The following is a 14,756-nucleotide window of genomic DNA, read 5'->3' as shown; positions in this document are numbered from 1 at the left end:
ACGGCTTGCCGTTTAATCGAGCATATAGGTTGGTAATGGAGTTATAGAGAGGGTGATGTTCATGACATTTCAGCCAAACCCGGGCGATGGGATTGTTGTAAATGGAAGGGCTTATACAGTAGGACAACATCCCGCAGCACCTGGCGTAGCTTATGCACAGGCAGGAAGGCAAGGCATTGTCTACCAGCTGATTCCTGTTGATGGGAAGCTGCATGAGGCCAAAGCGCTTAAAGTGTTTTTTCCGAAATTCAGAATTCCGGCTATGGTTTATCAATCCGAGCATATGGGCAGTTATCGCGAGATTCCGGGATTGCAAGTAAGCAGCCGAGAGGTGCTCACTCCCGAAAGAAACGGAGATTTGATAGCGGAATATCCGGATTTGCTGTACGCGGTCATTATGCCATGGATTCATGGCTGCACTTGGTTTGACGTTATCAGTGATCAGCGGAATCTGGGACGTTCTGAAAGTCTGATGCTGGCCAAGGCATTGGCAGCTATTGGTTCGAGCATGGAGCAGCGTGGATTAGCGCATTGCGATCTGTCTGCGCCGAATGTCATGCTTCCGTTTTTTTCGGAAGTGAAGCTGCCGGAGGGCACAGCCGCCGTTGAGCTTGTTGATGTCGAGCAGATGTACAGTCCCAAAATGGACCGCCCCGATGTTTTGCTGGCTGGCTCGCCAGGTTATGCAGCTCATCGGACGGTGCACAGTGGGCTATGGAGTGCATATGCTGACCGTTTTGCAGGGGCTGTCATCATTGCGGAAATGCTGGGCTGGAGCGATTCGGCCATCGTGAATCGGGCATGGGGCGAGAGCTATTTTGACCAGCATGAAATGCAGACACCTTGCGAACGATATTTTCTGCTGAAAAAATCGCTGGGTCAGCGTTGGGGTGCACGGATTTCGGACTTGTTCGGCAGAGCATGGGACAGTCAGGATTTGAGCAGTTGTCCGACATTCGGCGAGTGGCTCATTGCGTTGTCTACCTTGAACGAGGAAGAAGTGGTGAAAGAGGTTCCGGCCGCATCAGCCATTGCTGCAGCAGCTAATGCTCCTGATGAGGGAGAAGCCGCTCCAGAACGTTCGAAGGAAGTGCCTGCAGAGGTTATGGCATCGCTAGGAATCGAGCCGGGTACAAGAGAAGTTAATGATAATGTGGTTGGACGGTTGTTCCATCAAGCCCGTGACCTGGAGAAGGCGGGTAATTTATCAGGTGCACTGGAAATATTCCGTTCCGCGTATCATTTTGTGAAGAAGGACAGTCCGCTTGAGGTGGAGCTCGCCGCTGCGATTCAGGGGCTGGAGGAGCAGCTTCGGCCGGTCGAAGACACATCGAACAAAGGATTCAAAGCCCTGTTATTATCTCGTAAATTTATGATCTCAAGTGCGGCTGCACTTGTCATATTGGCTGGTTCGGCGATTACGGTCAATCAGATTTTGGCTGAGAAGGCAGAGAGCAGGCAAATGGATGCGGTGCGTTTAGCCGAGCAGCAGGCGCAGCAGGAGCAAGAAGCCATTCGCAAGCAGGAGGAAGAAGCACGGAGGCAGCAGGAAGAAGCGGCCAAGAAGGAAGAAGAAGCAAAAATCGCGGAAGCGGGGCGCTTGAAGGAAGAGGAAGCCAAGAAGGCGGCGGAAGCTGAGCAGGCTCGTAAAGAGCAGGAAAAAGCCGATCTTCAAGCCAAGTATGATAGGCAGGCGAAGTATGATGCTTACCTGGCATCCGTAGAAGAGAAGAAGAAGAAACAAGAGCTGCAAGAAAAATACGATAACCAGGCCAAATACGAGGCTTATCTAGCGCAGCAGGAAGAGAACAAGAAGAAGGCCGCGCAGGATGAAGCAGCTGCCAAGGCGGCGGCTCAGGCAGCAGCCGAGGCCGAGGCAAATCGCAAGGCACAAGCCAGGGCGGCTCAGCAAGCGCAGGCAGCCCAGCTCCAGAAGCAGCGTTCCCAGAACGTTGTGGAACTGGTTGCCTTATACAATAAGGCATACAATGCACAGGTAGCCGGCAACAAAGACCGGGCCAGGAACGCTGCTCATGAATTTATTAATTTATATAACAAGGATCAGTCCTATTATAAGACCGTTGGCAAAATGAGCAGTCGCCGCAACAATTTGCAAAAATTCATTAGTGACGACAGTCACTGGATACCAAAACTGTAAAAGAAGTAAACATAACGAAATGCAGGGGTGAATGTTATTCACGATGAACTATACCATACAGGCTTCACAGCGCACGCCAGCGCTCATCATATATTTGATTGATATCAGCGCGTCTATGAATATGCTGATGGAGGACCGCAGGCGGATCGACGTGGTTTACGAAGCATTATCCCTGGCCATTCGGCAAATGGTATTCCGTTCGACCAAGGGTAACCGGTTAACACCACGGTACCGGATTGCCATACTTGCCTATAGCGATGATGTGTATGATTTGTTGAACGGAATTAAGGGCATTGACGAGATTGCGGCAATTGGTTCACTGCCTGATTTGACGCCAAAGAGGTTCTCTGATTCGGCTAAAGCCTTTCTTCAGGCAGAGAAAATTCTGCAATCGGAAATTCCGAATATGCAGGATTGTCCTGCACCGCTTGTGTGCCATATGACAGATGGGGTGTCGACAGGAGACGATCCAGAACCGATTGCCCGCCGGATTATGAGCATGAGCGTTCCGGATGGGAACGTGCTTGTCGAGAATATATTTATATCCGATCATCTGATGAACCAGCCGATCACTGAACCTCGTCGCTGGAAGGGAATCTTGACGGACACATCATTGGAGGATGAGCACGCGCGAAAACTTAAAATGATGTCCTCGCTTCTTCCTGAAAGCTATCGTGAAATGCTGCTCGAAGCTGATTATCAGCTAAGTCCCGGCGCCCTGATGATGCTTCCGGGCACATGCTCGGAGCTGGTATCCATCGGATTCCAGATGTCGGCAGCCACGCCGGTGAGGTAAGAATATGAAGCGATCATATGCTGGAAGCATGGATTCTTGGGGAGCGCGGAAGAAGTCTCCGACATCCACGTATTATTACGAGAGTAAACAGACCGGGGAAGAGCCGCTTACGAGGATTCGTGATCTATTTACATGTCGTTATGCTTATGGTAGGGCGGCCGAATCGGTGAAGCTGTCCGAGAAGGGACAGGATTTCCTGGCATTTTCACTGAACGAAGATGTGTGCCGATTTGTGCTGTGTGACGGCGTCGGACTGAGCTACCGTGGGGATGTAGCCTCGCGCCTGCTGGGTCAGGGGCTTATGGAATGGCTGGAGAATCAGGAGGAGCTCTCCTCCGCATCGCTGGAACGCAAGCTGAAGGAGCTTTCGCACGAAGCGGATCGGGAGCTGCGCGATCTTTCAGTAGATTCCGCTACACCTAAGCTGCTTCGCGAGGTTCTGGAAGAGAAACAGCGCATGGGAAGCGAAGCGATGTATATTTGCGGGCGTATCGAGCTTCCCACGCGCTTTCGCCGCAAAGGAAGGCTATGGCTGGCCTGGCAGGGCGATTCTCGTGTGCGCTTATGGCATAAGCAGAGGGAATTGACCTCTCTATTCGGAGACCATTTTCGTACGGCGGAACGCTGGTCATCCCGCATCGGTCCAGTAGGAGGCAAGCCGCATGTGTATAGCAGCAGACTGGATCATGAGAGTGAATATCGCCTGCAGCTATACAGTGATGGCTTGAATGACCTGGATGCTGTGATGGAGCATATTCCGGATGAACAGGTTCAGGTGCTGATGAATGCCCTTCATACGGATGGTTTGGAAGATGACGCTTCCTTCTTGGAATTCATGTGGTAGTTATATGGATGCAACACAATGTTAACGATTAACCGGACCCGGACCTTTCGGGGGCCGGTTTTTTTTCGTTGATGGCCATGATGCTGCGGCTAAATTGAAAAACATGATTATAAAACAGGCACTTTTGGGTAATCTTGTGACAGATGAATGTATACGGATTACGAAGAAAAAGGAGCGTGTTTATGATGAATGAAGGATTTGGACGTTTTCAAGGAAAAACCGCCATCATCACGGGTGCAGGTTCTGGTATAGGCAAGGCTGCGGCAGTCTTGTTGGCAAAGGAAGGCGCAAATGTGGCGCTGTTCGATCTGCTCGATGACCGTACGAACAAAGCGGAAGCGGAAATCAATCAGTTGCGGGCAGGATCTGCCAGAGCCTTCGATGTGGATACAACAGATCCTGACCGAGTGGAGAAGGCTATTCTGGAAACCGTAGAGATTTTTGGCGGAATCGATATTGTTTTTGCCAATGCAGGCATCAACGGCGTGATGACTCCTATCGATGACATGAAGCTGGAAGAATGGACCAAGACGCTCAGCGTGAATTTGAACGGTACGTTTTTGACGGTCAAATATGCGATTCCACACCTCAAGAAGCGGGGACAGGGCAGCATCATCATCACCAGCTCCGTAAATGGGACACGAACCTTCTCCAACTTTGGAATGAGTGCCTACAGCACAACCAAGGCAGGACAGGTGGCTTTTGCGAAGATGGCTGCATTGGAGCTGGCCCAATTCAAGATCAGGGTAAATGTAATCTGTCCTGGCGCCATATCGACCAACATTGATCAAAGCACGAAGAAACAAGGGGATCTGGAGGAGATCGTGATTCCGGTTGAATACCCGGAGGGAAGCCAGCCGCTGTCGGATGGACCTGGTAAACCGGAGGAGGTTGCGGATTTGGTGGCGTTTTTGGCTTCGGATCAATCAAAGCATATTACAGGGGCGCAAATATTCATTGATGGAGCGGAATCGCTTCTGTAGATATGAGCATTTTTTCCAGATTGGCGGAGCAGAAGATCGAAGAAGCGGTTCGTAACGGAGAGCTGGATAATCTGCCGTTTGCCGGCAAGAAGCTGCCCATTGACGATCTGTCGCACCTACCCGAAGATATGAGAATGTCCTATCGAATCATGAAGAATGCAGGTTATGTGCCCGAAGAAGTGACGCTGCGCAAGGAATGTGTTCAGCTGTACGATCTGCTCGGAGCTGCCCAGAACGAGGGTGAACAGGACCAGCTTCGACGCAAGCTGAATGAAAGGCAGTTAAGACTGCAGCTGCTCATGGAACAGCGCAGGCTTAGCGGCAACAGCGCTTTTGCGCAGTATGAAACCCAAGTCAGAGACCGTTTAACCCGTGAGGAATAACAGATCAGCGCCAGCCTTTCTTCTTATCACAAGAACGAAAGCACAGGCGCTGATTGTTTTTTATGTTTCGAATAACTGCTGCCTTGTTTTATCCGATATTTTTATCGGGGAAGACGGTATTTTTGACAGGTCGAACAACGAGATCAAGTCTGCAGGAGTAACAGGTTCCGGCTTTTCCAGCAGACCGGCGGTCCAGGCTAACCACCCAATAACCCGTTCCGGCTTAACGCCTTGTCCGCGTAAAAAAGAGAGGCTTAATCCGCGGTTTCGTTTAGCCAGCCTTCTGCCCTCGGCATCGACCATCAGAGGGGTGTGGGCGAACTGTGGAGGCTCATAACCCAGCGCTTGGTATAACAGAAGCTGCCGGGGGGTGGAATCCAGAAGGTCAGCTCCTCGCAGCACATGAGTAATGCCCATCAGCGCGTCATCCACGACAACTGCAAGCTGATAAGAGATCATATCATCTGCCCTGCGTACAACGAAATCGCCTCCATCGGATAACAGATACGACTGTGCCCCGGCGATGCCATCGATAAAAGATATTCGCTGCTGCGGGACCTTCATTCGCAGCGAAGGCTTTTTGCGCAGCTTCCTGATAGTGGCTTCTTCCTCAGATAAATATCTGCAAGTCCCGGGGTAGCGGAGGCCTTCCGAAGCAATGCCATGCGGTGCTCGGGATGCAGCCGAAATATCTGCCCTGCTGCAATAGCAGGGATACAGCAGAAGATTGTGCTGCAGCTTCGTAATTTCCCTCTCGTATAATGCCTGGCGTGCCGCCTGATGGTAAGGCCCGTAGTCGCCGACACGGCCCGGGCCTTCATCCCAATCCAAACCGAGCCATTCCAGATCCCTCAGGATTTCAACCGCAAGCTCCTGGCGGGAACGCTGTGTATCAATATCCTCGATGCGAAGAATATATTGTCCGTTCATACTTCTCATTTGCAGCCAGCCGAGCAAGGCGGTCAATGCATTGCCAATATGCATTTTTCCGGATGGCGTCGGCGCGAAGCGGCCGCGAATGGGGGTGTGCTGCTCCATATATATCACCTTCTGACGAAATGGATCTGATAGATTACCCAGAATCTGACGATGAACGTTATTCACATATTGTAGCGTATTTACATCGTTTCTTGCCAGCAGCCTCTGTTCTCGCCAAGGGTTCACTTGACGTAGTGGAGGTGTCTTATATAATTAAGGAATTATATGAAGAGGATAACGGAGATGTATCCATGACTGAACTTCCCATTCACCAAGTGCTGCCACAATTGAAAATGGCTTTATCTACAGGAACGGCTGCCGTTCTGATCGCGGAGCCGGGAGCAGGCAAGACCACGCAAGTGCCTTTGGCCTTTATGAATGAACCTTGGCTTAAGGGACAGCGAATCATTATGCTGGAGCCCAGGAGGATTGCTGCGCGCTCCGCCGCGAGTTATATGGCATCCTCGCTGGGAGAGAGTGTAGGCGAGACGATCGGGTATCGGGTTCGGATGGATAGCCGAATCGGAAAGGATACCCTGATTGAAGTCGTGACGGAGGGTGTCATGACCCGCATGCTGCAGGACGATCCGGAGTTAAGCGGCATCGGCATGGTCATTTTTGATGAATTTCATGAACGCAGTTTGCAGGCCGATACCGGCTTGGCGTTTGCGCTGGAATCACAGGGAGCGCTGCGCGAAGATTTAAGATTGCTCATCATGTCGGCAACGCTTGAAGCTGAATCGGTTGCGGAGCTCCTTGGCAGCGCGCCGGTTATCATTAGTGAGGGGCGGGCTTTTCCCGTATCCACGCACTATTTGCGCTCCTCCGGCTTGGACGAGATACATAGAGGCACGGCGATGGTTATTCATCGTGCATTGGCTGAACAGCAAGGTGATATCCTGGTGTTTTTGCCAGGTGCTCGTGAGATCAGGCGAACGGCTGATGAATTAGTAAGAACGGGTCTAGGCCATGATGTGGTCATACGTGAGCTGTATAGTTCGCTTCCGGTTGAGAAGCAGGATGCAGCCATCCAACTTGATGCGACCGGAAGACGCAAAATCGTGTTGTCCACAAGTATTGCCGAGAGCAGCATTACGATTGAAGGGATCAAAACGGTGGTGGACAGCGGATATATGCGGACGGAGATATTCTCTCCGCGAACGGGACTGCCGCAATTGATTACGAGACGACTGTCCAAAGCCTCCGCGGATCAGCGAAGAGGGAGAGCAGGGCGGGTATCCGCGGGCGCATGCTATCGCATGTGGAGCGAGGAGGAACACCGCCACCTGCAAGAGCACACCACGCCGGCTATTTGCGAATCGGATCTGGCACCGCTTGCTCTGGAATTGGCAGCGTGGGGTACTCGTGATCCGAAGCAGCTTGCATGGCTCGATGCACCCCCTCAGATCGCTTACACCCAAGGCCAAACTTTGCTGAAGGAGCTGTCGGCTCTGGATGATTCGGGCAGTATAACCGGGCACGGGCACGATATGGCCAGGCTTGGACTTCATCCGAGACTGGCTCATATGCTTCTGAGGGCACAAGAAATGGACGAAGCATCACTGGCCATTCGGATAGCCGTTCTGCTTCAGGAACGGGATATAATGCGCCGAAATGAAGTGATACGGGATCAGGATTTGCGCTCACGTGTTGAACGAATTCTCTCTTATGAGCAGGGCTCGCAGTCATACCATTCACAAGACAGGAGCGAGGAAGCTGTTATACAGCGAATGAGACAGGAAATTAAGAAACTCCACGCACAGCTGGATATCGCGTATTCAACAAGGGGGGACCTTGACCTGTGCGGGCTTCTGCTGTCGTTTGCTTACCCTGACCGGATTGCTAAGAACCGGGGAGGAAGCGGGTTCCTGATGCGCAGTGGAAGGGGAGTGAAATTCCCTGCAATACAGCCCCTGAGCCGAGCCCGGTATGTGGTAGTGGCTGCCGTTGATGATCAAGGCGCGGATGGGAACATACAGCTTGCCGCGGAACTGGATGAGCGCTTTCTGGATAAGTATTACCGCAACGAGATGGAAAGCCATAAGGAAGTTATATGGGATGCGGTATCAGGAAGCATCAGGGCAAGACAGAAGCTGAAGCTGGGAGCCATGGTCATTAAGGAGCAAGCCTATCCGAATCCGACAGGAGAAGAAACGGCGCTGGCATTATTGCAGGGCGTTCAGCAGGAGGGGATTGGATTATTTCAGTGGAGCAAGGCCGCGCTGCAGCTTAGGGAACGAATGGCGTTCATGTTTCGGCATGAGCCGGATGGTTCATGGCCGGATGTGTCGGATGAGGGCCTGATGGATCGTGCGGATGAGTGGTTGCTGCCTTATCTGGATGGGCTGCGGAATCGAAATGATATCAAGCGGCTTGCACCGGGAACTCTCTTGGAGCATATGCTCAGCTGGGAGCAGAAGCAGTCGCTGAACAAAGAAGCACCGACCCATATCAGGGTACCCAGCGGTTCCATGATCCCGGTCAATTACAGTGACCCCGAACAGCCATTTCTGGCCGTTCGCCTTCAGGAGATGTTTGGTCTACAGGATACACCGCGCATTGCCGGAGGCAAGGTGGCGCTGACCTTGCATCTGCTGTCTCCCGCCCAAAGACCGGTCCAGGTGACCTCAGACCTGTCAAGCTTTTGGCAGAACGGATATTTTGAGGTCAAAAAGGATTTGAAAGGAAGATATCCTAAACATTATTGGCCGGATGATCCACTGGAAGCAACCGCGACCCATCGGACCAGACCCAGGGCTTAACAAAGCAAGGCTCCAGGTTTAAATCCTCGTACCCTCGGGTAATGTTAGATATGAACAACCACCGATGAAGGAGGGTTTAACATGGAGAAGAAAGTTGTGGGTGTATTCCGTTCGGAGCAAGAAGCGGCTCAGGCCATTGAGCAGCTGCAGCGTCACGGGGTTCCGAATGATGCCATATCCATTATAGCGAAGGATAAACGCGAAGCTGAACTGATTGCTGAACAGACAGGAACGATGGCACCTGAAGGGGTGGCGGCTGGTGCAGCAACGGGCGGCATTCTGGGTGGAACCGCTGGTTTGCTGGCAGGTCTTGGAGCCTTGGCGATTCCCGGCATCGGTCCCATTCTTGCTGCAGGACCTATTGCCGCTACGCTTACAGGAGCAGCGGTGGGTGCAGGGGCCGGAGGGCTCGTCGGCGGTTTCATCGGTCTTGGCATACCGGAGGATGAGGCCAAAGAATATGAATCCTATGTAGAGCAAGGACGAATATTGGTACTCGTGGATGCTGACGAAGAGAACACAGGCATTTACGATATATTCCGCGACTACGATTACAGGAATGAGGACCAGTATGGGGCCGTTGATCAGAATCGGGACGACAAGCTGCCGCCGCGAGGAACGTATTTACTGTAAAAGGTTAACCCGAACCCGGTTCCGCGAGGAGCCGGGTTTTGTTATGATACATATGAATACAGGCAGCTGTCTGTTGCTTAAACCATCTGGATCAGTAAGAATTTGGATTACCCGATCGGGGTTAGTCTCCCTTACAATGAGGTGTGTTAGGATGAACGAAAGACAGCGTGAAGGGGGAGCGGTATGTCCAGAGAAAGAATACCGGAAGTGGAACGACTGCGAGGGATTGCTTTTCTGGCCGTAGTCTTGCAGCACTCCATAGCGCATTATACCGTGGAACCGGGTATTACCACCGGAGATGGGATTTTGATGGCGGTTCTGCTTATGGTGACCAAGTTCGCAGTACCTGTCTTTATTTTTATAACAGGCATGGTGCTGTTTTATAATGATAAAGGTTCATTGCATTATGGCCGGTTCATACAGAGGCGCTTTGGTGATATCTACATTCCGTTTGCTGTATGGACACTGATCACATTGCTGATCAATAATAGGTTCAACCCTACCCAGGCAGAGGATTGGAAATATCTTGGGGGAGTACTGTTAACCGGAAAATCCAGCTCGCATTTTTGGTATATCATTATGCTGTTTCAATTTTATCTGCTGTATCCTTTGTTCCGTTCCGCCATATTGGGAATCAAGGAGCGATGGGGATGGAGAACCCAGCTGATTATACTGCTCTTGTCCGGGTTGCTGTATGTGGGCTTAACAGGGGTTATCAGCGATATCGGCCGATGGATGGGAAGCTTGGACATTCCCGTGTGGAGTGAGCTGTTTACGACCTATGCGGATCGAAATGCACTATATTATTTCTTTTATTTTGCGCTGGGGGCAGCGGCGGGATTGTACCATACATCTTGGAAAAAATGGATCCAGAAGGCACGCACGGGAATATGGCTGATCTTTCTGTTCCTGTTTGGATGGATGCTCATCCAGGCAGTGAATGAAATCCGTTCCGCGGAGAATGGAGCGATCACATTCTATTCGCTGTCTCTGCTGCGGCCGATGATGTCGGTATTCCTGATCAGTTCCATATTGGTCATGTACGATGTGACCGGCTGGATCTGCCGTCAGGGAGGGGCGAGGGTGAATTCGCTCCTGACCTCCGTCGGACTGTATTCCTATGGAGCTTATCTGATGCATCTGTTGACGCTGCGTATAAGCTATGTGGTTGACGAATCATGGCTGATCAGCATGCCTACTCTGATTCGGATCCTTTCTTCGTGGCTCATCAGTGCGGCTGCGGCCTATGGGGCAACACGCCTGCTGGCTATGCTGCCGTTCGGCAAGTGGCTGGTCGGAATGACCGGAAAAAGAAAAAATCGAACCCTGCAGCCATCCAGTCCGTCTCATTCATCAACAACGGGCATGTGAATGCTAGAAACCACCCTGAGGGGTGGTTTTTTTATGGAACGCCGCCTGCCGAACCTTGCATCAACGAACCAATCAACAACATGTGAGAAATTATAAATTATGTTATTTCAACATATGAAAAATTCACAATAGTTAATTACATTGAGACTCCCTATTCCATTCAGCTCTCATAGCAGCCTTCCACGTTTCAATCCACCCCTTCCTGGTTTAAAAAGAAGAGGATGCCTCCTATTGTGCAAACTGGGAAACTGTGGGTTATAATGAGGAAAGTATGGGGACAAATAGCTCTGGAGAAAAAGGAGGCGCCCAGATGGCATTTATGATTGCGCAGCGAGCATTTATCAAAGTTTATCTCATTACCATGGTGGAGCAGCAGCGCGGATATGGATATCAAATGCTGGAAGAACTGCGTCAGGACTTCAAGAGCCATGGGTATTCACCGCCGCAAAGCGAAATCTACCGGGCTCTGCATGAGTTGGTGCAGGAGGGGGTTCTATACCGTACCAAGCAGCTGAAGGGGAACGATCCGCGGGTCGATTTTCAGGAAATCGTACTCTATCATTTTACCGATGACGGCGCTGAGAAAGCCAAGCTTTATAAAAAGCAAGTTAAAAGTGATTTGGATCGATGTTTGGGGATACTTCATAAAGCGGTTAACGATAATTATTGAATACACATTCGTATGGAATATAGCCGAAGGAGGAATGAACTCGTGAGCAAAAAACTGCGCTTTGGGATTATGAGTACTGCTCGAATTGCAAGAAACTCCATGATACCCGGCATATTGAAATCGGAACGCTGTGAAGTCGGGGCGGTCGCAAGCCGCAATGCCGAAAAAGCAAGTGAGCTCGCGGAACGCTATCATATTGATAAATACTATGGTTCCTATGAGGAGCTTCTGGATGATCCGGACATTGATGCGGTGTATATTCCTCTACCGAATCACCTTCATAAACCCTGGACGATTAAAGCCGCACAGGCCGGAAAGCATATTCTGTGTGAAAAACCGGCAGCACTGACGGAGGAAGATGTTCGTGAAATGGCCGATGTTGCTCAAGCCAACAACGTGCTGTTCGCGGAAGCCTTTATGTACAGGTATCATCCCAAGCATGCGCGTGTGCGGGAAATCATCGAAAGCGGTGAAATCGGGCAGCTCCGCGGAATCCATGGATCCTTTACCTTCAACAATGCAGAGGATAAAGACAATGTGCGATACAGCAAGGATATGGGCGGAGGCTCGATATATGATGTGGGGTGTTATCCCATATCCGCTGCCCGGATGATTTACGGGCAGGAGCCTAAAGCCGTGACAGCCCATGCCTTTTTCTCGGAGGAGCACGACGGTGTAGACATGATGGTTCACGGGATGATGGAATTCGATCATGGATTGGGTCTGACATTTGATTGCGGGATGTGGACCTATTCCAGATGCTCGCTCGAAATCGCGGGTACAGAGGGAAGGATTGAGCTGCCTTCTGCCTTCGGATGGGAGAGAATGGAGGATATGTCTCAAATATTCGTTCATACCGCCAAGGGATCACGTGAAGAGAAGGTAGGCATCTATAATCACTTTGCTCTGCAGGCAGATGCAATGGCAGCAGCGGTGATGGATGGCGTTCCTTTACCGTACGGCCCGGATGACGCCATCAGCAACATCCGAGCGATTGAAGCCTGTCTCCGTGCAGCCAGTTCCTCATCGCGCGTGGAGATCAAATAGAACCGCAGCCAACTAAATAGGCCTTCAGAGTAATAAATCGCCGAAGCAGGCGGTTTATTTTTTTTGTCTATTGCATTTTCCTCCAAAACCATTAAAATAAATTTAACGATAAAATAATTTTAACGTAACTATTATTTTAACGAGCGAAAAAATTTAACGTGCAGAATTATTTATTTTACGAAGAGGAGATAAGAAAATGCAAAATGCTGCTGTTGTGGAAAAGCAAGGCTTTGGTCAGCTCCTGAAAATTCGTCCCTACATGATTTATTTGTCAGCTCAGGCGATTACCCGATTTGGAGATTCACTGGATTCCATTGCATACAGCTGGATGGTTTACATGCTTACAGGCTCAGAGCTTCTAATGGGTACATTGTTCGCTTTCAACTTCTTGCCTGGGTTGCTATTCAGTTTATTTACCGGGACCTATGTGGATCGCTGGCCGAAGAAGTTGGTCCTGATGCTGACCTACCTCAGCCGTGGCGTCATGGTATCGATAACCGCCATTTTATATGCACTGGGTTCACTCGAAGTATGGCATTTGTTCGTGTTTACCTTCATTAATTCAACGCTCGAGTGTTTCTCGCGGCCCGCTGAGACGTCCATTGTGCCCAGGCTGCTTCCGAAGGAGAAGCTGCTGACAGGCAATTCATTCTCCACTTCCATTAGCCGCAGCGCTGAACTGATCGGTTTATCCATTGCGGGAGCGCTCATCGCCCTGATTGGAATCTCGGGTACCATTCTGGTTGATGCCGTGACCTTTATCCTTGCAGCCATCATTGTCGGTTTTATGCCAAATCCAGATGCTGCTGACCCGGCTGAAGCAGGAATAACTCCTACACAGTCTGTGGAAGAGAAGAAGACAGTCCTTGGTGATATTAAAGAAGCTCTCCTGTTTGTTAAGCAGCATACACTGCTGTTGATAACAACCGTTCTCGCCATGATTAATAATTTCTGTCTGGCACCGCTAAATGTATTGCAGCCGGTTTATGTCAGAGAAACCTTGGGCGCGGGAGCGGGAGGACTGAGTGTGCTCGGAACCGCGCTGCTGATCGGCATGATCTGCAGCGGGTTATGGATCGGGCGCTTCGGCAAGAGCTTCAAGAAGAGCACCTTGATGATGTCAGGTTCGATACTGCTCGGAATCGGTTACTTTGCTTTGGGGATTCCAGGGCATTTGCCTGCATTCCGGGTTGAGTCGGCTGCGGTGTGCATGTTCATTACAGGGTTTGCGGTTTCCATGCTGAATGCCCCGATATCCACTTATCTGATGGAAGTCACGCCTAGGCATATGCTCGGCAGGATTAGTGCCCTTATGGCGGTGTTATGTACGGCCGCAATCCCTGTGGGCAGTGTAATCACAGGCTTTGTGGCAGAGCATCAATCGCCGCCGATGCTCTTTATGATGATGGGATTAATGATGATGCTGCCCGTGCTGTTTCTGATCCGAAAAAGAAGTTTCCGTGCCATCTAAACTTTGGGCTGTTTTGTAATTTCGACACTCTCGGCCTATAATGAAAAGAAGTGAAAAATTAACGTGAAGCTGAGGTGTACGGTGTGGAAACGAAGGAACTCACTACACTGGAAGAGATCAAAATATATTCAGATCCATATCGGCTCCAGATATTGAATGTATTGAACAGGATGGATCGTGCGGCAACGGTGAAGGAAGTAGCGGATAGGATCGGTGACGTGCCGGCTAAAGTTCATTATCATATGAAGAAATTGGAGAGAATCGGACTCGTTAAGATCGTATCCACGAAAGAGATCAATGGTATCATCGCTAAATATTATGAACCCTTTTCAGGCGCAGTAAAGATCAAACGCGGAGAAAACTCCGAGGAGCCTGTCATTAAGGAATTAATTCGGTCGGAGACGAACAAACTATTATCCGAACTGTTCGATCAGAACAGGGACCGCTTCTTCAAGAACATGAGCAAAGATGACGAAACGACGTCCATGCTAACCAATACTTCGCTGTATATGAGTGAGGATGAGGCGCGTGAGTTCTTTGTTGAACTGGACAAAATGCTGACCCCGTATAAAAAGAAACGCGGCGAAGGATATCACGAATACGAGTTCTTTGCTTCTAATATTCGGAATAAGGAAGAATCCTGAATCCGAAATAAAGCTG

General features: G+C 50.4%; 13 protein-coding genes. 12 read left to right on the top strand and 1 reads right to left on the bottom strand.

Features of this window, described 5'->3' with window-relative positions; translation table 11 throughout:
- Positions 1 to 61: 61 nt before the first annotated feature.
- The 5 genes from PGL02S_RS03020 to PGL02S_RS03000 all read left to right on the top strand — a co-directional run bounded on the left by PGL02S_RS03020 (position 62) and on the right by PGL02S_RS03000 (position 5,164).
- Positions 62 to 2,158 carry a protein kinase family protein gene (locus tag PGL02S_RS03020; protein ID WP_036642163.1) on the top strand — a complete coding sequence of 699 codons (2,097 nt, stop codon included), beginning with the start codon at positions 62 to 64 and terminating at the stop codon, positions 2,156 to 2,158.
- A 43-nt stretch (positions 2,159 to 2,201) separates the two neighbouring features.
- On the top strand, positions 2,202 to 2,954 hold the full coding sequence (locus PGL02S_RS03015) for a vWA domain-containing protein (RefSeq protein WP_036642471.1): 753 nt from the start codon (positions 2,202 to 2,204) through the stop codon (positions 2,952 to 2,954).
- 4 nt (positions 2,955 to 2,958) lie between these two features.
- Entirely contained in the window at positions 2,959 to 3,798 is an 840-nt protein-coding gene (locus PGL02S_RS03010; protein WP_036642165.1) for a PP2C family protein-serine/threonine phosphatase, read from the top strand.
- 185 nt (positions 3,799 to 3,983) lie between these two features.
- The gene (locus PGL02S_RS03005; RefSeq protein ID WP_036642472.1) at positions 3,984 to 4,781 is read left to right on the top strand and encodes an SDR family oxidoreductase; all 798 of its coding nucleotides are present in this window, start codon (positions 3,984 to 3,986) and stop codon (positions 4,779 to 4,781) included.
- Between the two features lie 2 nt (positions 4,782 to 4,783).
- A complete protein-coding gene (locus PGL02S_RS03000) occupies positions 4,784 to 5,164 on the top strand; it encodes a DnaJ family domain-containing protein (protein ID WP_036642167.1) in 381 nt (126 codons plus the stop codon).
- A gap of 60 nt (positions 5,165 to 5,224) precedes the next feature.
- Here the strand turns inward: PGL02S_RS03000 and gluQRS are convergent, their stop codons facing one another.
- A complete protein-coding gene (gluQRS, locus tag PGL02S_RS02995; protein ID WP_036642168.1) occupies positions 5,225 to 6,202 on the bottom strand; it encodes a tRNA glutamyl-Q(34) synthetase GluQRS in 978 nt (325 codons plus the stop codon).
- Positions 6,203 to 6,393: 191 nt separating this feature from the next.
- On the opposite strand from gluQRS, the gene hrpB reads away from it, so the two are divergent.
- The 7 genes from hrpB to PGL02S_RS02960 all read left to right on the top strand — a co-directional run bounded on the left by hrpB (position 6,394) and on the right by PGL02S_RS02960 (position 14,740).
- A complete protein-coding gene (gene hrpB / locus PGL02S_RS02990) occupies positions 6,394 to 8,904 on the top strand; it encodes an ATP-dependent helicase HrpB (protein WP_036642474.1) in 2,511 nt (836 codons plus the stop codon).
- 81 nt (positions 8,905 to 8,985) lie between these two features.
- Positions 8,986 to 9,537 carry a general stress protein gene (locus tag PGL02S_RS02985; protein ID WP_006211194.1) on the top strand — a complete coding sequence of 184 codons (552 nt, stop codon included), beginning with the start codon at positions 8,986 to 8,988 and terminating at the stop codon, positions 9,535 to 9,537.
- Positions 9,538 to 9,720: 183 nt separating this feature from the next.
- Positions 9,721 to 10,908, top strand: coding sequence for an acyltransferase (locus tag PGL02S_RS02980; protein WP_036642170.1), 1,188 nt, complete (start codon positions 9,721 to 9,723; stop codon positions 10,906 to 10,908).
- 310 nt (positions 10,909 to 11,218) lie between these two features.
- Positions 11,219 to 11,578, top strand: a complete 360-nt coding sequence (locus tag PGL02S_RS02975) for a helix-turn-helix transcriptional regulator (RefSeq protein ID WP_006211192.1) — start codon at positions 11,219 to 11,221, stop codon at positions 11,576 to 11,578.
- A 42-nt stretch (positions 11,579 to 11,620) separates the two neighbouring features.
- The gene (locus PGL02S_RS02970) at positions 11,621 to 12,625 is read left to right on the top strand and encodes a Gfo/Idh/MocA family protein (protein ID WP_006211191.1); all 1,005 of its coding nucleotides are present in this window, start codon (positions 11,621 to 11,623) and stop codon (positions 12,623 to 12,625) included.
- A gap of 196 nt (positions 12,626 to 12,821) precedes the next feature.
- Positions 12,822 to 14,096 carry an MFS transporter gene (locus PGL02S_RS02965; protein WP_036642172.1) on the top strand — a complete coding sequence of 425 codons (1,275 nt, stop codon included), beginning with the start codon at positions 12,822 to 12,824 and terminating at the stop codon, positions 14,094 to 14,096.
- 83 nt (positions 14,097 to 14,179) lie between these two features.
- Positions 14,180 to 14,740 (top strand): winged helix-turn-helix domain-containing protein, encoded by a 561-nt coding sequence (locus tag PGL02S_RS02960; protein WP_036642173.1) that lies wholly within the window; start codon positions 14,180 to 14,182, stop codon positions 14,738 to 14,740.
- Positions 14,741 to 14,756 lie beyond the last annotated feature (16 nt).

Source organism: Paenibacillus glucanolyticus NBRC 15330 (genome assembly GCF_004000885.1).
Lineage (GTDB): Bacteria > Bacillota > Bacilli > Paenibacillales > Paenibacillaceae > Paenibacillus_AQ > Paenibacillus_AQ glucanolyticus.
Note: the sequence above shows the minus strand (reverse complement) of the source record. Positions and strands in the feature narration are given on the sequence as shown.

Bases quoted from the DNA above. Each gene is read 5' to 3' on its own strand.
- PGL02S_RS03020 (WP_036642163.1), top strand. From the start codon at position 62: ATGACATTTCAGCCAAACCCGGGCGATGGGATTGTTGTAAATGGAAGG.
- PGL02S_RS03015 (WP_036642471.1), top strand. From the start codon at position 2,202: ATGAACTATACCATACAGGCTTCACAGCGCACGCCAGCGCTCATCATA.
- PGL02S_RS03010 (WP_036642165.1), top strand. From the start codon at position 2,959: ATGAAGCGATCATATGCTGGAAGCATGGATTCTTGGGGAGCGCGGAAG.
- PGL02S_RS03005 (WP_036642472.1), top strand. From the start codon at position 3,984: ATGAATGAAGGATTTGGACGTTTTCAAGGAAAAACCGCCATCATCACG.
- PGL02S_RS03000 (WP_036642167.1), top strand. From the start codon at position 4,784: ATGAGCATTTTTTCCAGATTGGCGGAGCAGAAGATCGAAGAAGCGGTT.
- gluQRS (WP_036642168.1), bottom strand. From the start codon at position 6,202: ATGGAGCAGCACACCCCCATTCGCGGCCGCTTCGCGCCGACGCCATCC.
- hrpB (WP_036642474.1), top strand. From the start codon at position 6,394: ATGACTGAACTTCCCATTCACCAAGTGCTGCCACAATTGAAAATGGCT.
- PGL02S_RS02985 (WP_006211194.1), top strand. From the start codon at position 8,986: ATGGAGAAGAAAGTTGTGGGTGTATTCCGTTCGGAGCAAGAAGCGGCT.
- PGL02S_RS02980 (WP_036642170.1), top strand. From the start codon at position 9,721: ATGTCCAGAGAAAGAATACCGGAAGTGGAACGACTGCGAGGGATTGCT.
- PGL02S_RS02975 (WP_006211192.1), top strand. From the start codon at position 11,219: ATGGCATTTATGATTGCGCAGCGAGCATTTATCAAAGTTTATCTCATT.
- PGL02S_RS02965 (WP_036642172.1), top strand. From the start codon at position 12,822: ATGCAAAATGCTGCTGTTGTGGAAAAGCAAGGCTTTGGTCAGCTCCTG.